At 44.7% G+C, this 21,633-nt stretch carries 17 protein-coding genes; 12 read left to right on the top strand and 5 right to left on the bottom strand.

Going from position 1 to position 21,633, the window contains the following annotated elements:
- The first annotated feature begins 8 nt into the window (after positions 1-8).
- From L2717_RS08820 to deoD, 7 genes are all read left to right on the top strand, one after another.
- Entirely contained in the window at positions 9-773 is a 765-nt protein-coding gene (locus L2717_RS08820) for a TatD family hydrolase (protein ID WP_248938029.1), read from the top strand.
- A 176-nt stretch (positions 774-949) separates the two neighbouring features.
- The gene (locus L2717_RS08815) at positions 950-2,248 is read left to right on the top strand and encodes a NupC/NupG family nucleoside CNT transporter (protein ID WP_220772861.1); all 1,299 of its coding nucleotides are present in this window, start codon (positions 950-952) and stop codon (positions 2,246-2,248) included.
- A 331-nt stretch (positions 2,249-2,579) separates the two neighbouring features.
- Complete coding sequence (locus L2717_RS08810; protein ID WP_220772891.1) at positions 2,580-3,431, top strand: nucleoside-specific channel-forming Tsx family protein; 852 nt, start codon at positions 2,580-2,582, stop codon at positions 3,429-3,431.
- 416 nt (positions 3,432-3,847) lie between these two features.
- Positions 3,848-4,618 (top strand): deoxyribose-phosphate aldolase, encoded by a 771-nt coding sequence (gene deoC / locus L2717_RS08805; protein WP_220772862.1) that lies wholly within the window; start codon positions 3,848-3,850, stop codon positions 4,616-4,618.
- 183 nt (positions 4,619-4,801) lie between these two features.
- Positions 4,802-6,133: a thymidine phosphorylase gene (gene deoA, locus L2717_RS08800; protein WP_220772863.1), complete on the top strand. Its 1,332-nt coding sequence runs from the start codon at positions 4,802-4,804 to the stop codon at positions 6,131-6,133.
- 9 nt (positions 6,134-6,142) lie between these two features.
- Positions 6,143-7,357: a phosphopentomutase gene (locus tag L2717_RS08795; protein WP_220772864.1), complete on the top strand. Its 1,215-nt coding sequence runs from the start codon at positions 6,143-6,145 to the stop codon at positions 7,355-7,357.
- A gap of 92 nt (positions 7,358-7,449) precedes the next feature.
- Positions 7,450-8,160, top strand: coding sequence for a purine-nucleoside phosphorylase (deoD, locus tag L2717_RS08790; RefSeq protein ID WP_220772865.1), 711 nt, complete (start codon positions 7,450-7,452; stop codon positions 8,158-8,160).
- A 113-nt stretch (positions 8,161-8,273) separates the two neighbouring features.
- Here deoD and L2717_RS08785 read toward each other — a convergent pair whose 3' ends face one another.
- Complete coding sequence (locus tag L2717_RS08785; RefSeq protein ID WP_246611728.1) at positions 8,274-9,284, bottom strand: YtjB family periplasmic protein; 1,011 nt, start codon at positions 9,282-9,284, stop codon at positions 8,274-8,276.
- A 64-nt stretch (positions 9,285-9,348) separates the two neighbouring features.
- Between L2717_RS08785 and serB the strand changes: the two genes are divergently transcribed.
- Both serB and L2717_RS08775 read left to right on the top strand, forming a co-directional pair.
- Positions 9,349-10,332, top strand: a complete 984-nt coding sequence (serB, locus tag L2717_RS08780; RefSeq protein ID WP_220772866.1) for a phosphoserine phosphatase SerB — start codon at positions 9,349-9,351, stop codon at positions 10,330-10,332.
- Between the two features lie 126 nt (positions 10,333-10,458).
- The gene (locus L2717_RS08775) at positions 10,459-11,454 is read left to right on the top strand and encodes an alpha/beta fold hydrolase (protein ID WP_220772867.1); all 996 of its coding nucleotides are present in this window, start codon (positions 10,459-10,461) and stop codon (positions 11,452-11,454) included.
- Positions 11,455-11,459: 5 nt separating this feature from the next.
- Here L2717_RS08775 and L2717_RS08770 read toward each other — a convergent pair whose 3' ends face one another.
- The gene (locus tag L2717_RS08770) at positions 11,460-13,832 is read right to left on the bottom strand and encodes a PilZ domain-containing protein (protein ID WP_220772868.1); all 2,373 of its coding nucleotides are present in this window, start codon (positions 13,830-13,832) and stop codon (positions 11,460-11,462) included.
- 100 nt (positions 13,833-13,932) lie between these two features.
- Here L2717_RS08770 and radA point away from each other — a divergent pair, with 100 nt between their 5' ends.
- Positions 13,933-15,297 (top strand): DNA repair protein RadA, encoded by a 1,365-nt coding sequence (gene radA, locus L2717_RS08765; RefSeq protein WP_220772869.1) that lies wholly within the window; start codon positions 13,933-13,935, stop codon positions 15,295-15,297.
- 89 nt (positions 15,298-15,386) lie between these two features.
- Here radA and L2717_RS08760 read toward each other — a convergent pair whose 3' ends face one another.
- Positions 15,387-15,758, bottom strand: coding sequence for a PilZ domain-containing protein (locus tag L2717_RS08760; RefSeq protein WP_220772870.1), 372 nt, complete (start codon positions 15,756-15,758; stop codon positions 15,387-15,389).
- 199 nt (positions 15,759-15,957) lie between these two features.
- Here L2717_RS08760 and torR point away from each other — a divergent pair, with 199 nt between their 5' ends.
- The gene (torR, locus tag L2717_RS08755) at positions 15,958-16,668 is read left to right on the top strand and encodes a two-component system response regulator TorR (protein ID WP_220772871.1); all 711 of its coding nucleotides are present in this window, start codon (positions 15,958-15,960) and stop codon (positions 16,666-16,668) included.
- Here the strand turns inward: torR and torT are convergent.
- Complete coding sequence (gene torT, locus L2717_RS08750; protein ID WP_220772872.1) at positions 16,665-17,756, bottom strand: TMAO reductase system periplasmic protein TorT; 1,092 nt, start codon at positions 17,754-17,756, stop codon at positions 16,665-16,667. The two genes, torR and torT, sit on opposite strands and share 4 nt — an antisense overlap.
- Positions 17,757-17,814: 58 nt before the next feature.
- Between torT and torS the strand changes: the two genes are divergently transcribed.
- Complete coding sequence (gene torS, locus L2717_RS08745) at positions 17,815-20,868, top strand: TMAO reductase system sensor histidine kinase/response regulator TorS (protein ID WP_220772873.1); 3,054 nt, start codon at positions 17,815-17,817, stop codon at positions 20,866-20,868.
- A 143-nt stretch (positions 20,869-21,011) separates the two neighbouring features.
- Here the strand turns inward: torS and torD are convergent, their stop codons facing one another.
- On the bottom strand, positions 21,012-21,632 hold the full coding sequence (gene torD / locus L2717_RS08740) for a molecular chaperone TorD (protein ID WP_220772874.1): 621 nt from the start codon (positions 21,630-21,632) through the stop codon (positions 21,012-21,014).
- Position 21,633: the final 1 nt, after the last annotated feature.

Here is a 21,633-nt window from a genome sequence, read left to right as displayed (position 1 = left end):
ATATGTCTATGATAGATACCCACGCGCATATCGATTTTACGGAATTTGATGCTGACCGCAATGATGTTGTGCAGCGAATGCACAATGTCGGTATTGATAATTTAATCATCCCTGGCGTATCACCTAGCCATTGGCAAAAACAACTCGCAGTCGCAAAACAATACCAATTTTATTACGCACTGGGCATACATCCTTGGTTCTGCCCAGAAGATGTTGATGCAAGTATCTTTGCATTAACATCCCAAGTGTCGGCGTTGCTCGAATGTCCTCGTTTTGTTGCTATTGGTGAATGTGGCTTAGATAAGCTTCATGTTTCAACTTGGCCAAGACAATTAGCTTTTTTTGAGGCGCAACTTCAACTTGCCCAGTCAGTCAACTTACCGGTTATCATCCATAGTGTAAAAGCCCATGCTGAGGTTTTAGCCTGTTTAAAAAAGCATCCATTACCTAGAGGCGGTGTGATACATGCTTTTTCTGGTAGTACAGAAATCGCACTTGAGTATGTTAAACGAGGTTTTAAGTTAGGTATTGGCGGCTTGATCATGAATCCTAATGCCAAAAAATTGCTCAAAACCGTATGTGATCTACCTCTCGATAGCTTCATACTTGAGACTGATTCTCCCGCAATGACACCGATAAATGTAATTGAAAAACGTAATCAACCCGCTAACCTTGTACTATTTATAGACAAAATTGCAACTTTGCAAAAAAAAACAAGTGTTCTAATATCAGAACACTTGATGTCAAATTCAGTGCAACTGTTTGACCTTTAGTAGTTTTTAAATAAACAGGTGTCGATCGCACTTGGGGGGAGTACTAAGCGGTTGAAATTAAACTCCAAAAATATGATCAAAACGACGATTTTCGACTTTGCCTCGGGTATAATCTGACTCGGAAATAGGTTGATTAACAACATAATTAAAAAGTGTTAACAATAGGGTGATGGTTAATGAATATATTAATGAGTTTAGTAGGGGTGGTCACCCTGCTTTTGATAGGTTTCCTCCTATCAAATAACAAAAAAGCAATTAATGTGCGTACAGTGGGTGGCGCGTTAGCCATTCAGGCTGCCTTCGGTGGTTTTGTATTGTATGTTCCAATTGGTAAAGACATTCTGAAAAGTGTGTCTGATGCTGTATCTAGCGTGATTGGTTACGCACAAAGCGGTATTGGCTTCCTGTTCGGCGATTTAGCTAACTTCAAACTTGGCTTTATCTTCGCTGTTAACGTATTGCCAGTTATCGTGTTCTTCTCTTCTTTGATTGCGGTTCTCTACTATTTAGGTGTTATGCAGTGGATCATCCGTATTATCGGTGGTGGTTTACAAAAGGCATTAGGTACAAGCCGTACTGAATCTATGTCAGCAACAGCTAACATCTTCGTCGGTCAAACTGAAGCTCCACTAGTGGTTCGCCCATTCATTCCTACAATGACGCAATCTGAATTATTTGCGATCATGGTGGGTGGTTTGGCATCAATCGCGGGTTCAGTTTTAGCTGGTTACGCACAGATGGGCGTTCCTATCGAATACTTAGTTGCCGCTTCATTCATGGCAGCACCAGGTGGCCTATTAATGGCTAAACTGATGCACCCTGAGACTGAAGTTGCTAAAAATGACATGAGCGATTTACCAGAAGATCCTGATAAACCAGCAAACGTGTTAGACGCAGCTGCAGCCGGTGCTTCATCTGGTATGCATTTAGCGCTTAACGTTGGTGCTATGTTGTTAGCCTTCGTTGGTTTAATTGCAATGATCAACGGCATCATTGGTGGTATCGGTGGCTGGGTAGGTTTCCCACAATTGACACTAGAATTGATCCTTGGCTATGTGTTTATGCCTTTAGCATTCCTAATCGGTGTGCCATGGAACGAAGCATTAGTTGCCGGTTCTTTCATTGGTCAAAAAATCGTTATTAACGAATTCGTTGCCTACTTGAACTTTGCACCTTACATTTCTGATGCTGCAACGGCTTGTACAGCGGTTGCTGCTGATGTCGTTAAAGGTCTGCCGTTATGTGTTGCTGAGACACAGGCTGTGATGTCCCATAGAACTCAAGCGATTATTTCGTTTGCACTGTGTGGCTTTGCTAACTTATCTTCAATTGCGATTCTGCTTGGTGGTTTAGGTGCAATGGCTCCTAATCGTCGTCATGATTTAGCGAGAATGGGCATCCGTGCGGTTATCGCCGGCTCTCTTGCTAACTTAATGAGTGCAACAATTGCCGGTCTGTTCTTAAGCCTAATTTAAGACAGACTTGGGGTAATACCCACTAACTAGGTCCTGCCCTGCATGGTCAGGACCTAAGTTAATTCAACCATTTTCCAGTAGTGAATATTTCTCCAATTGAAGCAAACAGAATAGCACTGCAATGACGCTGTTATTCTGTGTTAAATGTTGTGATGACTCGATTAAGTTAATTAATCATTATTTAAAAGTCGCGACTTTGTTCACAATTAAGAATTTTGTGTTTGTGATTTTGCGCTAGATTATTGAGGTTTTCTTTAATTTAGGTAAAATGCAGACGCCACAAAAAGAACGCTACCCTTGATGGTAGTAAATAAGATAAATGGGGTTGATGATGAAAAACGTTAAAACTTTAGCTTTAGCCGCTACTGCCGTAGCTGCAATCTCTGGCAACGCATTTGCTGCTGATCGTACAGATCTTCACGGTACTGATTATAAGTGGATGCAATTCAATGCTATGTACTCTATTGGTGAAAAGCCAGAGAACCCAGCATCAGGCGATCAGCATAACTATTTAGAAATGGAATTTGGCGGTCGTTCTGGCGTATTCGATCTATATGGCTATGTTGATGTATTCAACTTGGCCAACGAAACATCAAGCAATGGTGATAAAAATCCAGGCACTGGCAAAAGCAAATTGTTCATGAAGTTTGCACCACGTGTTTCTATTGATGCAGTGACTGGTAAAGATTTATCTTTTGGTCCAATCCAAGAAGTTTATTTCTCTACTCTGTTCAACTGGGATGGATTAATTAACGATAATGATGGCTCTGGCGTTAACTCTACGTTCTGGGGTGTAGGCGCTGACGTAAACGTGCCTTGGTTGGGCAAAACAGGTATGAACCTGTACGGTTTCTACGACATGAATGCAAAAGAGTGGAATGGATATCAGTTCTCTGCTAACTGGTTTAAACCCTTCCATTTCTTTGATAACAAGAGCTTCCTGTCATTCCAAGGTTACGTTGATTATCAATTCGGTGCCGACGAAGACACAACTGCTTTCGTACCAAAAACAACTAACGGTGGTAACGTATTCTTTGGCCTATACTGGCACTCAGATCGTTATGCTGTCGGTTATGGCTTGAAAGGCTACAAAGACGTATACCTGTTAGAAGATGGTGCTGGTGCGCTAGCTTTAGAATCAACAGGTTGGGCGCACTACCTGTCAGCAACTTACAAGTTCTAATCTCTTGTAATCCTTGCTTGTTGGAGCCGCATTATGCGGCTCCATTTTTGTTTTACCCTGAGTCTTTATCTAAACTTATTACCCTAAAAAATGTGTTTATATAAAGGTTTATGTTTTTCTCGCGCTAAAACGGATTTTTCGCGGAAAAGTAGGAACAAGACTTTATTCGTATCCTCTCTTCCGGTCTTCAAGGATTCAAGTCGTGGTCACTTATATGTTATTTAAGTGTCAGGATGCTTATACTCTTAGGGGTTAGGCAAGATTGAATACCTACAACAAGATAGTTTGTAACAGCAAATTACTCGGCACCGCCTGAAGGCTCGGCCATATAACAATAATCAAATAATGCCACCTCTTAAGCGTTGCTTTTGTGCAACTCATTTCTATTCATTTTATTTTTATTTTGGAGAGCAATTATGACTGATTTAAAAAAAACAGCACAACGCGCCATTGAGTTAATGGACTTAACGACGTTGAATGATGACGATACCGATCAAAAAGTCATCGACCTATGCCACAAAGCGAAAACACCTGCTGGCAATACTGCGGCTATTTGTATTTATCCTCGCTTTATCCCCATTGCACGTAAAACCTTAGATGAGCTCGGTGCTGAAGATATCCAAATCGCGACTGTGACCAACTTCCCCCATGGTAACGATGATATCGCTATTGCAGTGCTAGAAACTCGCGCAGCAGTCGCCTATGGCGCTGACGAGGTTGACGTGGTATTCCCTTATCGCGCGCTGATGGAAGGCAATGAAACAGTTGGATTTGAACTCGTTAAAGCCTGTAAAGAAGCCTGTGGTGAAGTGTTACTTAAAGTCATTATCGAATCTGGCGTGTTAGCCGATCCTGCGCTTATCCGTCGTGCATCTGAACTATCAATCGATGCGGGTGCGGATTTCATTAAAACCTCTACCGGCAAAGTGCCTGTAAATGCCACGCTTGAAGCGGCTGAAATTATGTTGACCGTGATCAGCGAGAAGAATACCCAAGTAGGATTTAAGCCTGCTGGTGGTGTTCGTGATGCGGCGCAAGCGGCAGAGTTTTTGGGTGTTGCGGAACGTATTTTAGGTGCTGATTGGATCACTCCACGTACCTTTAGATTCGGCGCATCAAGCTTACTTAATAGCTTGTTAAATACCTTAGAATTAGCCGATGCACCTAAGCCAACTCAAGGCTATTAATCGTATATTGCGCTGATTAATACTATCAGCGTAAAGCGAATCTAATTAAGTGTGACCTAAATCTATTTGACGAACTCAAAACTTCGATAGTATCAACTTGTAACATTACTACCGTTTTGATGTTTCATTGCAAAGATAAGCACTGGTAATCCTATTGCTGGTGCCTATCTTGGAGGCAGTATCATGTTTCTAGCTCAAGAGATTATTCGTAAAAAACGTAATGGTTTAGCGCTAAGTTCTGAAGAAATCCAGTTCTTTGTTCAAGGTATCACTACCAATACCGTGTCAGAAGGTCAGATTGCCGCACTAGGCATGGCAGTGTACTTTAATGACATGAATATGGATGAAAGAATCGCTTTAACAACTGCAATGCGTGATTCTGGCACTGTGCTTAATTGGCAATCATTAGGGCTCAACGGCCCTGTTATCGATAAGCACAGCACAGGCGGTGTGGGTGATGTGATTAGCCTGATGCTTGGCCCCATGGCTGCGGCTTGTGGTGGCTATGTGCCGATGATTTCTGGGCGTGGTCTAGGTCATACGGGCGGGACTTTAGATAAGTTTGATGCTATTCCCGGCTATCAAACTGAGCCTTCAAGTGAGTTGTTCCGCAAAGTGGTTAAAGAGGTCGGTGTGGCCATTATTGGTCAAACGGGCGATCTAGTGCCTGCTGATAAACGCTTCTATTCTATCCGCGATAATACTGCCACTGTTGAATCTATCTCCCTCATCACAGCATCGATTCTGTCTAAGAAATTAGCTTGTAATTTAGACGCACTGGCGATGGATGTAAAAGTCGGCAGCGGGGCTTTCATGCCGACCTATGAGGCATCTGAAGAATTAGCTCGCAGTATCGCCGCCGTTGCTAATGGCGCGGGTACTAAAACGACAGCTTTGCTTACTGATATGAATCAAGTGCTTGCATCTTGTGCTGGTAATGCCGTTGAGGTGAAAGAAGCCATCGACTTTTTAACGGGGGTTTACCGTAATCCACGCTTGTATGAAGTCACTATGGGCCTTTGCGCTGAAATGTTGCTGCTTGGCGGTCTTGCAAGTAATGAAGCTGACGCTCGCGCTAAATTAAATCGTGTACTCGATAATGGCCGCGCAGCTGAAATTTTTGGCAAGATGATATCGGGTCTGGGCGGACCGGTCGATTTTGTTGAAAACTACAGTAAATACCTGCCTCAGTCACAAATCATTCGTCCTGTTTTTGCTGATATACAAGGTTATGCCCATAGCATGGATACTCGCGAGCTTGGTTTAGCTGTGGTGACCTTAGGTGGTGGCCGCCGTAAGCCTGGTGATGCACTCGATTATAGTGTTGGGTTAACCCAAGTGTGCGCCTTAGGCGATAAAGTGGATTCATCGACTCCGATTGCGGTTATCCACGCACAGTCTGAAGCCGCCTTCGCTGAAGCAGAAGCAGCGGTGAAAAAAGCGATTCACATTGGTGAAACCGCTCCAGAAAAAACACCTGAGATCTATGCCTATATTCGTGCATCGGATCTTTAAGGAAAGATTATGAAACGTACCATTATTATGATGTTGGACTCCTTTGGAGTCGGTGCTTCTGCAGATGCAGCAAGCTTTGGTGATGTCGGTTCCGATACTTTTGGTCATATTGCCAAGGCCTGTGCTGAAGGCAAAGCTGATATTGGCCGCGAAGGTCCACTTAAATTACCTCATTTATCGCGCTTAGGCCTAGGCCATGCCGCGATGGAAAGTACGGGTGCCTTTGCCCCAGGTTTTGGCGACAATGTTGAACTGATTGGTGCTTATGGTCATGCGCAGGAATTAAGTTCAGGTAAAGATACCCCGAGCGGTCACTGGGAAATGGCGGGTGTACCCGTACTATTCGAATGGGGCTACTTTAGCGAGCACCAAAATTCTTTCCCTAAAGAGCTGACGGATAAGATTTTAGCCCGTGCGGGTCTAGAGGGTTTCTTAGGTAATTGTCATGCCTCTGGTACAACCATTTTAGAAGAGTTAGGCGAAGAGCATATGCGCTCTGGCATGCCTATTTTCTATACCTCAGCCGATTCAGTATTCCAAATCGCCTGTCATGAAGAAACCTTCGGTTTAGAAAATCTTTACCGTTTATGCGAAATTACCCGTGAAGAGTTAGAGCCTTATAATATAGGTCGCGTCATTGCCCGCCCATTTGATGGTACTGGCCCAAGTGACTTTGCTCGTACTGGCAACCGTAAGGATTATTCGCTCGAGCCACCAGCAAAAACCGTATTAGATAAGCTGAAAGAAGCGGGCGGTGAAGTCGTGAGTGTGGGCAAGATTGCCGATATTTATGCATATTGCGGTATCACTAAAAAAGTGAAGGCAAATGGTCTCGAAGCACTTTTTGATGCAACGCTAGCCGAAGTGAAATCTGCTGGCGATAACACTATCGTGTTTACCAACTTCGTGGATTTTGACTCTCATTATGGTCATCGCCGTGATGTGGCTGGATATGCTAAGGGGCTTGAATATTTCGATGCCCGTTTACCTGAAATGCTGGCACTATTAGGTGAAGATGATTTACTGATTTTAACTGCGGATCACGGTTGTGATCCAACATGGCCGGGTAGCGATCACACCCGTGAATATGTGCCAGTATTAGCCTTTGGCGCTGGATTGAAAGCTGGCTCTTTGGGTCGTCGTAAAAGTTTTGCCGATATTGGCCAATCTATTGCGAGTCATTTTAAGCTTGAGCCTATGGCCTATGGCGAATCGTTTTTATAAGCAAGATTAGTATTGAGTTCGATTTGGCGGCTAACATTTGCCGCCAGTAAACAAAGACTTAAGTCTTAATAAAATAAACAGGGGTTATTTCGATGGCAACACCACACATTAATGCTGTAGAGGGCGCATTCGCTGAAACTATGTTGTTTCCTGGCGATCCATTACGTGCAAAATATATTGCTGAAACATTCTTAGAAAATGTTGAGCAAGTGACTGATGTTCGAAACATGCTTGGTTTTACGGGTACCTATAAAGGTAAGCGTATTTCAGTAATGGGTTCTGGCATGGGTATTCCTTCATGCTCTATTTATGCAACTGAATTGATTCGTGATTACGGTGTTAAAAATCTGATCCGTGTGGGTACTTGTGGTGCAATTAGCACTGACGTTAAAGTACGTGACGTGATCATCGGTATGGGCGCTTGTACTGACTCAGCGGTTAACCGTTTACGTTTTAAAGGCCAAGACTTTGCTGCCATTGCTGACTATGAACTGATGAATGCTGTTATCGAATCAGCTAAAGCCAGAGGCATTAAAGTTCGCGTTGGTAATATTTTCTCTGCGGATTTATTTTACACGCCTGATCCACAAATGTTCGACGTGATGGAGAAGATGGGCGTACTCGGCGTCGAAATGGAAGCGGCTGGTTTGTACGGCGTAGCCCATGAATTTGGTGCTCGTGCTCTGTGTGTTGTGACTGTATCTGATCACATCCGTACGGGTGAAAAAACTTCTGCTGAAGAGCGTCAAACCACATTCAATGACATGATTATCATGACATTAGAAGCGGCGATTACGCTGTAATTATGAGGTAGTTGTTACTCTGTAACAATGTACTATAAGAAAAGGGTTCGCATTGCGAACCTTTTTTTATGGCGATTTTAGCGTGTTATCTATTTGTCTGGGTTATTTAGCGCTTAACCCGTTGGGTCGGTGTCGATATCGTTGGGCTTTATTGAAGCTTTAGCTTCTACGTTAGCTTTCGCTGCATGGGTTATGCGGCGGACCGTTTTCACTTTAGGTTTTGCTTTGATGGGGGCTGCTTGACTCGCATCATCATTGGCGTTTTCAACTTGGGCACTCGTTTGTGCCGTTTGTGCTTTTGTTGACGCTTTAGTCGCCTTTTTTTGTACGTTTATCTCATCTACAGCATCTATTACAGCTTTTGGCGTTTCAGTATGCTCAGCGGCTTTTGCTGCTATGGGCTGACCCTCGGTTGACACTTGCGCCGCTTCATCAGTGGTTTTTTCAGTAGGCTCTTTCACTACGGTTTTTTTCTTCGATTTCTTTGCTTTTTTCGGCGTTTTACGTAACTTTACGCGGGTGCGGCGGCGATCGAAGTCGGCGCGTTTGAAAGATAATGAGCGTGAAAGCAACATACCAATCAAGCCTGCAACGAGCAGCATAATTTGTTGCTGCTCCATGTTTAAATTATGAGCTTCTTTGATTTCGTTGAAAAATAATTTGGTATCCAGCCTAACTTCGACATAGCCTAAGTTTTTACCCTCTTGCAGCACAGGCTCCACATAAGGAGGGTATTTGCTGAGCAGCAAATTCATTTCTTCGGAGTCAGGGTCGATCACATCCTTAGTAATGCTTTGGGCGAAGGATAGTCGTATGCCTTGGTCACTGAAGATAGCGGCAGACATCACCTTAGGATCTTCCACCAAAGCGCTAGCAAGCCATTGCAGCTGCTCATCATTTTGTAGTTGTAGTGCGGGCGCAGCGCCATAGGCGGTTTGTTGCACCAGTAATCTTGCCATCTTTTGAGTTTGGCTCTTTAGAAGCAGCTGACCTTGTAGTAGGCTTGTTTGCCACAGCTGCACTAGGCCGATGATGAGGGCGAATGCCACAGCTATTTGGATCAGCCTACTGATTTTATGGCTTTTCTTTAGCCCTTTAAGATATAACACTTTGACCCTTAACATGTAGAGCGCTTACCTCATCATAATTGATTCTGAGTAAGCCCGATAGTTGGAGAATTTAAGTCAGATGGAAAGCTTGAATCAAGATGCGCTTTTTTTGTGGTTAGCTGCTGATCATTCCCTTAGGTTTGAACGCCAAGGGCAAGTGTTTGAACGTTATCAGGAGTCAGCGATACCAGCAGATTCCGCACGTTTAAGGATTATCTACCAAGATATATCAGCACAGGCGAGTTTATCGGCGTGGATAGCCCTGCTGGCTCAGTCCTCCCAAATTATCGGCATTAGCGATATTGAGCGCCAAGTCGGTTTACATTGTATTGAGTTGGCACTGGTCAGCCCTTTATCACAGGCGCAACTCGAGGCATTTCCCCTGTCTGTCGCTGAGCTACATGTGATCACGTTGGCTTTACCCCGTTTGAATCATCCCGGCCTTCTGGTCATGGACATGGATTCAACGGCAATTCAAATAGAGTGTATTGATGAATTAGCGGCAATGGCGGGCGTAGGAGCGCGCGTAGCGGCGATAACGGAGCGCGCCATGCAAGGCGAGCTGGATTTTGAGCAGAGCCTGCGTCAACGTGTGGCGCAGCTTAAAGGTGCCGATGCCAATATTATATCGACCTTGTGCGCTAACTTGCCTTTGATGCAAGGGCTTGAGTCTATGTTAGTGGAACTCAAATCCCATGGCTGGCGTTTAGTTGTTGCATCTGGTGGCTTTACACCGTTTGTTGGTCATTTAAAGCAGCTGCTAAGACTCGATGCCGCCTTTGCGAATGAGTTAGTGATTACTAACGGAAAACTCGCTGGAGAAGTGACGGGCAAAGTGGTGGACGCGCAGTTTAAAGCAGATGTGGTTGAACGTTGTAGCGAGCAGTGGAACATAGCCAAAGGCCAGAGAGTTGCTATTGGCGATGGCGCTAATGATATTCCTATGGTGATGGCCGCTGATTTTGGTATTGCTTTTCATGCCAAACCTAAGCTTGCGGCGGCGGCAGATGCGAATATTCGTCATTTAGATTTGCGGGTTTTGCCATACCTTTTACAAATGTAAACCGTTAGATATCAGTTGGAATAATGCTTTTGGCATAAGGCTAAGGCAATGATTAGAGTAATGGCTCTTGTCTTTTATTAATGAGCTGGTAGTTTAGATAAATTGATAAACTACCTGTGACTTATTTTGACTCCGCTGACCTCAAACGCTATTTCGACCCTTTCACAGTCCTCAATCTATCTGCCGTATCGCGATGGTCAGCTGCATTTACGCCAGTTATTACCGGCAGCGGCTGATTTTTCTAAAACCCCTATCTTAATGCTCCATGGCGCTATGTCTAATGGACGGGTGTTCTATAGCCAGAGTGGCCGCGGTCTTGGCTGTTTTCTCGCTAAAGCGGGATTTGTGGTATATGTACTCGATACCGCAGGAAGAGGGCTTAGCTTGCCTAAGATTAATCGTGATTTTACCCTTGGGCAGGGGGAGGTGATCCGTGAGCAGCTACCTTTAGTGCAACAAGCCATTCTCGATTTACATCAAACAGCCTGCCAACAACAAACAATGGCTCAAGCGAAAAAAATCGTCGCGCCCTCACAAGTGCATTGGTGCGCCCATTCTTGGGGCGGCGTGTTAATGGCGAGTAGTCTGGCGCGTTATCCTACTTTGCAGCAAAGCGTTCGCTCACTGCTGACTTTTGGCAGCAAGCGCACTATTCGAGTGAAGTCGTTTAAAAAGTGGTTGATGGTTGATGTTTTTTGGAACCGCCTAGCGCCGGGCTTAGCGATGGGGCAAGGTTATCTTGCTGCTGATAAGTTGCGTATCGGTATGGACAACGAAAGCCGAGCCTCGTTAGTGCAGAGCATTGATTGGGTGCGAGGTGATTGGCGTGATCACGACGATGGCTTTGATTATGCAAAAGCGGCAAAGCGCGCTGATTGGCCCACTGCTTGGTTCATTTCAGGGCAAAATGATAACGTGTTAGGGCATCCAGAAGATGTCGCAGATATGGTTAGTGAGTGTGGCTTTAAGCGGATAAAATCGACTTTGTTATCTAAGGCGAATGGCTTTAAACATGATTACGGCCATGCGGATATGTTGACGCATTGGGATGCGCCAACCGATCATTTCCCTAAAATCCGCGATTGGTACTTAAGCTTTGATCTTGCTGTATTAAACCGTTAATACCGCTATTGATATAACGCTGGATATCTTAATTCAACTGCTTGGGTGATATCGAGCAGTTCTCCGACACCAATAATTCGCCACAACTGATCTTCTAATTGTTTTGCTTTGTGGTTTGCATGAATATTAATGTATTCAAGCTCATGGCGCAGATAATTCATATCTGGCTTTTCTGTTGCACCGCGGAAAATACGTAGTGCAATGAAACGACCCGCAACTTTACTTTGTTTAATAAAAGCAATTTGACTTTGCTTATCGCCGACGTTGGTTGCTAACACACATTTTAAATGGATTTTCCCGCGCGACTGGCGCGTGAGTTGAATAAATACTTCAATAAAATCCATTTCTTGCTGTGGTTTCATTTTACGAATGGGATCGAGAATATCTCGCTTAAATAGGCCGTCCTTTAACAGCGGCGTTAAGTCATATTGCAGCGTATCTGAAGTGCCAGCAGCAAAAATATCGCATATATCGTCTTGTTGGGTGCTGACACCCAAGCAGGCAATTTGCGCTGACTTTGTCGTTCTCTCAATAAAATAGGGCACCGAATTTAATGTACGCATCAAAATATTTTTTAAGCCGTCGGCAAGCTCTTTATTTTCGCCATTGCTTTCCGTTAGTTGTTCTAATTTCGCTCTATTATGGCTAATGAGTTTATTTAAAAACTCGACCCCAACATGGGGGGTATGGCCCATTACAGCCGTTAGGTGCAGTGTCACTCCATTTTTTCGGGTACGAACTAAACGATAGGGCAGATTCTCTAGTTGAGTTTTACCTGCAATGGTTTGTAGCTTGGGAAAGCTGAGTATCAAGGGCTTATTGGATGAAAAGTCTGTCGCACTATCTAGCGTCAGCTGCATGCCTCGGCTAGAAATATCTAACGTGATCCCTGCGCAGGTCAGTTCGCCTTGAGAAACATTGACTAAGGTTTTAAAGGCGAAACGGGCTTCTTGGCGTCGTTCACTAAATTGCATCGCGATTGATTTAATTTGATGGCTGGTCGAGCGCTGCTGGCCAAAGGTTTTTAGAGCGTTGGCATCGCTTTCATCTTGCCATGCTTTGTAATGCCCTCTGGCATCTTCATTACTGATATCAATAAGCTGAAGTAAATGGCTAAGTTGTGATAATTGCTGCTCGACCAATGGGCTAAATTTTGCTTCATCCCCCGGTAAAGTGGCGTGGCGATACCCTTTGCCATGATAAATTTTATCTGCGGTTAATTTAAATATTCGCCAACTGGGTTTGGTGGAAGCAAAGCCTAAGAATAACGGCATCATGCCCTTAGCTTTTAACTCAGCTAAAGTGGCCGAGTAGAAATACAGATTACCTTGGGCATTATAGGTAAAGCTAAAAAATAGCCCATGGTCGGGGTTTTGCGGATGATTAAATAATGCCGATAACCGCTCTGGCGTTAGCATAGCCGGTATTTGGCTTATATCATTTTCATCTTGAAAATAATGTACTATTTGCTGGTTATCGCGACTGAGCAGCATATGGCTCAAGCCTTGGGTTTGAGTATTAAAATATAAGGGTAAGTGCGGTAGGTGCGGTAAATAGTGGCGTTCAAACCCGAGCCCCGATGCTGTGACTACCACATCATTCACATCGACTTTATATCTTAACTTATAGCCACGGATAAGATTACCTAGCATTTCAGCTAACGCGTCAGTCCCACCGATGCGCCTCAGTCTTAACCAAATATATTCGCTATTGGTTTGGCTATCGACTATCTCATAGTCAACACCGAGTTGCAGATCGGGATAATAAAACTCTTCACTGAGTTCCAGTAATTTAATTCTAAGTGGCTGGTCTAGATTAAAGGGATGATTTGCCGCAATACGAATGCGGGCGCCTCCAATGGATAAATCCGTGGTGATCCCAAGGACTTCGCTGCGGCCCCCTTGCGATGCGCTAATGCGAATACTGTAGTTCATCCGCTCTTCGGCGCGGTTAAAATAGCTGCCTAATACTACGCCAGGCACCATAAAAGGTTCTGGCTCAACTATTTCAATTAGTGGTGCGCTTTGGCGTAATTTTTGGCGACGTTGTTGATGTTCAGCAAGGACATTTTCATATACACCCAAGGTATACTGGTTTCGAAATAAAGAGATAGCTTGATGCAAACTATGTTTGGCGGGCTCATCTAAAAAATGTCGTTGTTGGCCTAGTTTTACTTCTGTACAGGGCAACTCAGATTTATCCCTGAGGTCGATAACCCGTGTGCAAGGTGAGGCCAAACGATTGAGTTCCATTTTTAATAGAAAACGGGTCGAATTGGATTCATCAATCGTCAGCTGTTGAAATATCTCTTGGAAGTTAGGTTCCATCACCAGAGGCTTGAGCTGTTCGATTATCGCGTTGTGGTTATCTAAACTCATTTAGGGTTCTTTTTAATGCTTATTTTGTATTGGACTGTTAGTCTTATGTCGGCAGTATTCGCAGTTACTTAAATTGATTTTATACAGATTTTAATGAGTTATGGCAAAGAATAAAACAGCATACGTGTGTAATGAGTGTGGGCAAGATTTCCCCCGTTGGCAGGGGCAATGTAGCGCGTGTCAAGAATGGAATACGATTACTGAGGTCAGACTCGGTGCAGCTTCACCTGGACAGAGCACTAAGTTTGTCGGTTATGCCGGTGCCAGCAGTAATGAAGTAAAGACATTAGATCAAATCGATCTCAATGCTTTGCCACGGATATTGAGCCATTTCGGCGAACTCGATCGTGTGCTTGGCGGCGGGATTGTGCCTGGCTCAGCCATTTTGATCGGTGGCCATCCTGGGGCGGGTAAGAGTACGCTGTTATTGCAAACCCTCTGTCATTTAGCCGAGCACATGCCGGCGTTGTATGTCACCGGTGAGGAGTCTTTGCAACAGGTGGCCATGCGTGCCCATCGTCTTGGACTGCCGACCAATAAACTGCGGATGCTATCTGAAACCAGTGTCGAGCAAATTTGCCAAGTAGCCCTTAGAGAATTACCCAAAGTCATCGTTGTTGATTCGATTCAGGTTATGCACATGAGCGACGTGGCATCAAGCCCTGGCAGTGTGTCGCAGGTACGTGAATCAGCCTCCTATTTAACGCGTTTTGCCAAAGAAAACGGCATTGCCGTGATCATGGTTGGCCATGTCACTAAAGATGGCAGCTTGGCCGGTCCTAAAGTGTTGGAGCACTGCATCGATTGTTCGGTGATGTTTGAAGGCGATAGTGATAGTCGCTACCGTACTTTGCGCTCCCATAAAAACCGTTTTGGCGCTATTAATGAGTTAGGTGTATTTGCCATGACCGAGCGCGGCCTAAAGGAAGTTGCGAACCCATCGGCAATCTTTTTGTCCCGTGGTGAAGAAGAGTCTTCGGGCTCTTTAGTCATGGTAGTGTGGGAAGGCACTCGGCCACTGCTGGTGGAGTTGCAAGTGCTGGTGGATAGCTCGGCCATGTCTAACCCGCGGCGCGTGGCGGTGGGGATGGACGCTAACCGTTTAGCTATGTTACTTGCGGTAATGCATCGCCATGGCGGTTTACAAATGTCGGATCAAGATGTATTTGTTAACGTGGTGGGCGGCGTTAAAGTTACCGAAACCAGTGCCGATTTAACGCTATTGCTTGCCATGGTATCGAGTTTTCGTGGTGATGTTTTACCGAGCGACTTAGTTGCTTTTGGTGAGGTGGGCTTATCTGGTGAAATTCGTCCAGTGCCTAATGGACAAGAACGGTTAATTGAAGCCGCTAAACATGGCTTTAAACGGGCGATTGTGCCTAAGGCTAATGTGCCTAAAAAACCGTTAGCCGGGATGGAAGTGGTGGGTGTTTCTAAGTTGTCTGAAGCGCTAGAAGCAATCTAAATATCATTAAGTTCTACGTGCGTTGCGATATAAACGTCTTAAATCAAAACAGCGCCATTAGGCGCTGTTTGTGTTTATTATCGTGTATTTTAATCAGTCGTATTATGTTGTTTAATAAATAACATCAGTTCACGATTAAGCAAAGAAGCATCACCTAGATTGAGTTCTACCATACGCTTTAGGTGGCTAATACTGTCAACATCGATGAAGTTGCACTTAAGCCCGAGTTGGGCATTTTTTTGATGCACTAATTCAGTATCTATACTGATTTCAATATCAGATTCTGGCAGAGTGAAGCAGAGTGTAATAGCCTCACCCGAGTTGCTAAAGTGTTGTGGTTCCTCTACCAAAGCACCATTCAGGCTCAGATCGAGAATGGTCGTCTCCCATTTCGTTTCGCCCTGCGTCAGACGAGCATCTGTGGCAAATAGAATCCGCGAAAACATGCGTCTTTCGTCCATACCCAATCCTTTTTCTTTCATAGTCAGCTAAAGAGTAGCCCCATCAGTGCCCTAAGCATAAGTCATATTGATGAGACTGTAAAAGCGCAGTTATTTTTTAGGCAATAAGGCTATCGAGATCGCATATTTAATCTATCACTCATATGCAAATGTGAAAAAGTATGAATAATTCACTTAAGAAAAATAAGAGAAATTGAAAATGGCTTATAGTGTGCTGGTTGTCGACGATGAAGCGGTTATTCGTGCGAGATTAAAAGGATATTTTGAAAAAGAAGGGTATCGCGTTATTGAGGCCGCGGATGGCGAGCAAATGTGGTACGAGTTTAATCGTCAACATATCGATTTGATTATGCTGGATATTAATTTGCCCGGTGTTGATGGCTTGAGTTTAACCCGTGAACTGCGTAGTCGCTCCCATGTAGGTATTATTTTGGTATCGGGGCGAGATGAGTCTATCGACAAAATTATTGGCCTTGAAATGGGCGCTGATGATTATGTGACTAAACCTTTCGAGTTGAGGGAGTTGCTGGTACGGGTTAAAAACCTCTTATGGCGAATTTCACTGGTGAAACAAGCTGAGTTAGCGGTTGCAAAAGCCTTATCTCAGCCAGATGATGTGATTTGTTTCGATGGGTTTCAGCTTGAATTAAATAGTCGTAAATTACGCGATGGCGAGCATGTAATTAAACTGACGAAAGCAGAGTTTGAGTTATTGGTCGTGTTTGCCTTGCATCCGCAACAGGTGTTATCCCGCGAGCGTTTGATGCAGCAAACCAGTCATCGTAATCAAGATGTGAATGACAGAACTATAGATGTGATTATTCGCCGCTTACGTAATAAACTCAACGCAGACTTATTTGTGACCATTCATGGTGAAGGTTATCTTTTTGCCGCAAAAGTGGATGATTAGTCGGTTACAGGCCTGACTTTATACAGTGGATAAAAATCGGCTTCTGCTAGGCTGAAGGTTAATGTCGATAAAGCGTTAGACGGCGTCCGCGCTATAATCGCTGGGCCGATATCTCCGAACGGCTTAGCCCCTTCGAGTTGCTTTACGGCAATATCGATAGCCAGTTTTCCCTGCAGCACGACTAAGTCATCATTACTGTAGATGACTTTTTGTCGTTTAAGCCCGCGTAAAATGGCAGGGGACAAGTAACTGCTCACGAGTTTAATTTGTTGGCTTAATCCTTTTTGCTTCAAGGTGCTGATGGCAGACTCAATCGCCACGGCGCTACCGAGAATATAATCTGGCTGCTGGGCTTTAAGTAGTATTTGCAGCTGATCGCGATAAAGATTGCGATTATTATCGGCATGCTGAATGGCACTAATCGAGACTTGGCTGCCTTCGAGTGCTTGACGAATACCTTGTTCAACCCAATCAGTGCCACCTAGGTTTTCTGGCCCAGCAAGGAGCGCTAAGGTTGCTGTTTTATTGGTGTGTGTTGCTTTGGCATCGGCTTTAATGAATTGACCTGCAGTTAGCCCCATTTGATACCAATTTACCCCAATATGGGTTTGCACTTGGTTGCTATTGAGCCGATTAACTAAGGCTATGACGGGTTTGCTGAGCGGTAGTGTAAATTGAGCTAATAAATCTGGGCTCACGGCGCCAAGCAGTATGGCGTCATAATTGCCTTGCATACAGGTTTTGAGCTGTTCGAGTTGTTTTTCTTGGTGGTAATAACTGCCCGCTTCGAAAAGATCAAGGGAGATGCCGAGCGTTTTAGCGTGGTGAATTAATCCATAGTCGATGCCAATCCAGTAGGCATCTTTAAGGTGCGGTACTAGGGCGCACAGATGCCAAGGCTTTTGTGCTGTTGTCAGCGGTAAGTAAGCTAACGCTTGAGCTTGCTGGATTTTAACATTGAATGGCGTACGCTGCTCTAATGGCCAAGTGATTGTTTGACTAGCCGTAATGCTTGAAAATATCAGGCTAAAGGTGGCGAGTGTGAGCGTGGCAAATAGGTGTAATCGCCGCCAATATTTTTGCATCATCCCGTAGTATCCATTTAGCGTTATTTGGGGTGATATTGTAACAGTTTAAGGAAGATGTGTGACTCCTTTATCTTTATCGCGCACCAGTTTAACCGGTCGATTAATGCTCGCCTTTAGTGTGTTAGGCATATTGTTGTTGCTGCTTGTGAGCCTAGGTAGCTTGAGTTTGCATTGGCTAAAACAGGCCGATAGTTATTTATATGAAGAATCCCTGCCAGCATCTCAGGCCGCACGCCAACTTGTGCAAGCCTCTAATGCGTTATCCGATGGCGTACAGCAACTTGTACGGGTTGAGAATGAACGCCAACGTGAGTTTATTGGCCGTAAACTAAATATTGAAAGTGCCAATATGCTAAATGGCATCAAAATATTAACCACTTTAGATGTTAACGAAACACAACATTTATCGGAGCTGGCTAAGCAAATCATCAGTCAATTAACCTCGCTAGGGAACAGTGTTGGCCACCGGTTGACGATGGGCAGTGAGCTACAACTTGCCGCGGGTAAATTATCCATCGCGGCAGGGCGTACCTCCGAATTACTTCAGTCTGAACTGGCGGTTGTTGACTCGGCTATCTTGGCTAAGTTAAGTCAGGCCTATCCCGATATGGCTGGCATGAGTCGTAGCGGCCAACTGCTCGATGATGTCATTGACCGCGAGTTAGATATTCAAGAGCAACTTAATCGAGCCCTTAAGTTAGTCCATCAAATAGCCCTGTTAGGTCAATTATTTGAATCCTCCGAGTTGCAGTCCCAATTGCAATTAAGTGTGCCAAGTTTACTGGCAACCTTTGCCAGCACTAACCCAGCTTATCGTTCTAAGATTGTTGAGCCCACACTGGCGAGTGCAATGGACAGGGCGTTAGTCCATAAAATAGAGGATACCGAGCCAAGTGGCGTGAGCATCGATTTAATGGCACTTGATAATGTGCCTGAAATTATTCGCGATCCTGGTCGATTGCAGGCCTTAAAAACCAAATTAGCCGTACTGGCAGAAACCCCGCAAATCATTAAACTGCAACGGAAATTGAGCTTAACGCTACAGCAACAGCAGCGGCAACAGCAGGAGTTAGCCGAAAAGCTTTATGGGCTCAATACCTTGGTAGATAGTGCGCTCAATCAGCAACAACAGCAGGCTGAAGTGGCACGCAGCGATTATTTACAGCAGATGTCCCTCGCTCGGCTTGGACTTTGGGGCACGGGTGCCTTGATGTTTGTCGTAATGGGGTTGGTGATTTATCGGGTGATTTATCGTGGTATCGCACTAAGATTAAATAAGGCAACTAAAGCTATGTCGCGTTTGAGCTTAGGCGACACAGATGTGAGCTTAGATGCCCATGGCGATGATGAATTGACTGCAATGGCGAATGCTATCGAAGCCTTTAAACGGAAAACAGCCCATAATCTTAAATTACAGGCAGATTTACGTCAGGTTGCCGATGAATTGATTGAACACAAAAAGGCGTTAGAACAGACCGTTGCCACTCGTACGCAACAACTTGCTGAGACGAATATCCGCCTTGACGCCGAAGCTAAAGGCCATGCTAAGGCACGGCAAATAGCCGAAGATGCAAGTCAGGCAAAATCTCAGTTTCTTGCGACTATGAGCCATGAAATTCGTACACCGCTAAATGGTTTACTTGGCACCTTAACCTTGCTCGGCCACAGTCACTTGCCTCCCGCACAGCAGCAAATGTTAGCTCTGTCGCAATATAGCGGCACGTTACTGCAAACTGTGTTGAATGATATTTTGGATTTTTCGCGTTTAGAGCAAGGAAAATTAACCCACGAGCCAAGGCCTACCGATATTAATAACTTACTTGATGAAGTGCTGGCGATCATGGTGGCGGGCGCCAATTTGGCAGGGCTTAGCCTAACAGTGAACAAGCCTAAATTACCCCGCTGTATCAATATTGATGGTCCTAAATTGCGTCAAGTGCTGTTTAACCTAATTGGTAATGGCATTAAATTTACTCAGAAGGGCGGCGTGACGCTAAATGTCAGCCTGCAAGGGGCTAAATTGTCTTTTGTCGTGCAGGACACTGGCGTAGGTATTACGCCTGCTGCACTAGAGACTCTGTTTGTTCCCTACGCCGCTTCGCCTAACCCCGGGCGTAGCCGCGGCACGGGGTTAGGGCTCGCTATTTGTAAACAATTAGTTGAGTTGATGGATAGTAATGGTCGGGGGATTTGGGTTAAAAGTCAGCCTGAAAAGGGCAGTGAGTTTGGCTTTACGCTGGCCTTTAGCGAATGCGATATGACCCATGCTATAGGAGTAAAAGAGAGCGCCTTAGTCCCCATTAGGCGAGTGCTGGTGGTAGAGGATAATAACGTTAATGCTATGGTGGCGCAGGGTTTTTTAGCGCATTTAGGCCATGAGTCAGTGCTTGCTATCAGCTGCCAGCAGGCGCTTGAGCTTGCTTCATCAAGCGGCTTAAACTTTGATGCTGTGATGCTGGATATCCAGCTCAGTGACGGTTCAGGTATCGATTTATTACCGCAATTAAAAAGCTTGTTCGCCACGCCTAAGGTTAAATTTGCCGCCTTCACCGCGCAGATGCAGAGTGAGGATTTACAGCTTTACCATAAGGTAGGATTTGATACCGTACTCGCTAAACCTCTGAGCCTACAAACCTTAATAGAATGGTTAGGCGTTGCTGTCGCTCTATCACCCAGTGCCGCATTGACAGTGCCATCGGCGGCCAATAACGCGCAAGCCTCGGTATTGGCTCCAATGGCATTAGCGTCTACAGCGCAGGCTATTGATGATGGGCCATTATTAGATTTAACACAGTTAGAGCAAGATAAAGAAGTGCTTGGTGTCAATGCGCTTATTGCTATGTTTGAGTTATTTAGTGATTCCAGTGCTGAACAAATTGCCAGTTTGTCACCCGCTGCAACTAATTGTGACGCAGCAAAACTGCTACATGCACTTAAAGGCAGTAGTGCCAGTATGGGGTTGATAGCGTTAGCGCAATTAGCGAAGAGATTAGAAGTAGTGCCAAAAAGCAGTGCTGATAATGTGTTAGAACTTACCCAGTATCAGCAACTAGAGTCTTGCTGGCGGGCATCGATAGCCGCTTTACAGCAATGGTTAGAACCGCAGAGTTAGTTAACTTATCGGTTTGTTGGCTATTTATGGTCGATAGCCGGAGTTAAAGTGGGTTAATAAAGGCAAAAAGCGAATGTCATCGGCATGATATTCGCTTGGTTGATTAACTCAACACTAGCGGATTAATGCAAGCTTGAGCCCATTTACGCCATCTGTGGTTCAAACTGTAAGGTATCTTGCTTCACCCACTCGAGAGTCAGTATTGCCACCGCGCTATAAAAACCATTTTTGTCGCATTTGATCAGTTGTGCTGTAAACGTGGCTAACCAAGAATTGATGCAGGTTTCCAAAAAACGCAATTGGGTGCTGTCATCACTGTGACAACATAAGTGCGCCATATAGGCGAGCATAACGGCCAAATGGTCTGCAGGCTCTGGAAAATGGCTTTGTACCTGTAATTTACTTTGGTGCAAAAACTCACTCATTTGTTGATGTTGCTGACCAAACATGAGTGGCTCATCTTCCGTATTTAAATACAGGCTCGCATAGGGTGAAGCGCTGTGCTTAGTGCCGACAAGGAAGATACCGCAGTAATCGGCAGCGAGTTCGAGTAGCGCCTCATGGTCTTGTATTCCATTGAGTCTGCAGCGTATTTTATCTACAGATGGCGATAACTGAGTGTCAGCACCAAGCTGGATCCAGAATTGCTGCGCCGCTTCGCTAGTAAGCTCTTTAAGCCTTTTCTCATCAATTTCGCGGGCAAACAGTGACGATAATAGTTGATAAACCAAGGCTCTGGCATGGTTGATATCGACTTGGCTCATT

The organism is Shewanella glacialipiscicola, from assembly GCF_023283485.1.
GTDB lineage: Bacteria > Pseudomonadota > Gammaproteobacteria > Enterobacterales > Shewanellaceae > Shewanella > Shewanella glacialipiscicola.
The sequence above is the reverse complement of the archived record's forward strand: the minus strand, read 5'-3'. Positions and strand labels throughout refer to the sequence as shown.

Excerpts from the sequence above, each read along its gene's own strand:
- deoC (WP_220772862.1), top strand. The coding sequence starts at position 3,848 with ATGACTGATTTAAAAAAAACAGCACAACGCGCCATTGAGTTAATGGAC.
- deoD (WP_220772865.1), top strand. The coding sequence starts at position 7,450 with ATGGCAACACCACACATTAATGCTGTAGAGGGCGCATTCGCTGAAACT.
- serB (WP_220772866.1), top strand. The coding sequence starts at position 9,349 with ATGGAAAGCTTGAATCAAGATGCGCTTTTTTTGTGGTTAGCTGCTGAT.
- L2717_RS08795 (WP_220772864.1), top strand. The coding sequence starts at position 6,143 with ATGAAACGTACCATTATTATGATGTTGGACTCCTTTGGAGTCGGTGCT.
- L2717_RS08810 (WP_220772891.1), top strand. The coding sequence starts at position 2,580 with ATGAAAAACGTTAAAACTTTAGCTTTAGCCGCTACTGCCGTAGCTGCA.
- L2717_RS08785 (WP_246611728.1), bottom strand. The coding sequence starts at position 9,284 with ATGTTAAGGGTCAAAGTGTTATATCTTAAAGGGCTAAAGAAAAGCCAT.
- torR (WP_220772871.1), top strand. The coding sequence starts at position 15,958 with ATGGCTTATAGTGTGCTGGTTGTCGACGATGAAGCGGTTATTCGTGCG.
- radA (WP_220772869.1), top strand. The coding sequence starts at position 13,933 with ATGGCAAAGAATAAAACAGCATACGTGTGTAATGAGTGTGGGCAAGAT.
- L2717_RS08815 (WP_220772861.1), top strand. The coding sequence starts at position 950 with ATGAATATATTAATGAGTTTAGTAGGGGTGGTCACCCTGCTTTTGATA.
- L2717_RS08820 (WP_248938029.1), top strand. The coding sequence starts at position 9 with ATGATAGATACCCACGCGCATATCGATTTTACGGAATTTGATGCTGAC.
- L2717_RS08770 (WP_220772868.1), bottom strand. The coding sequence starts at position 13,832 with ATGAGTTTAGATAACCACAACGCGATAATCGAACAGCTCAAGCCTCTG.
- torT (WP_220772872.1), bottom strand. The coding sequence starts at position 17,756 with ATGATGCAAAAATATTGGCGGCGATTACACCTATTTGCCACGCTCACA.
- torD (WP_220772874.1), bottom strand. The coding sequence starts at position 21,632 with ATGAGCCAAGTCGATATCAACCATGCCAGAGCCTTGGTTTATCAACTA.
- L2717_RS08760 (WP_220772870.1), bottom strand. The coding sequence starts at position 15,758 with ATGGACGAAAGACGCATGTTTTCGCGGATTCTATTTGCCACAGATGCT.
- deoA (WP_220772863.1), top strand. The coding sequence starts at position 4,802 with ATGTTTCTAGCTCAAGAGATTATTCGTAAAAAACGTAATGGTTTAGCG.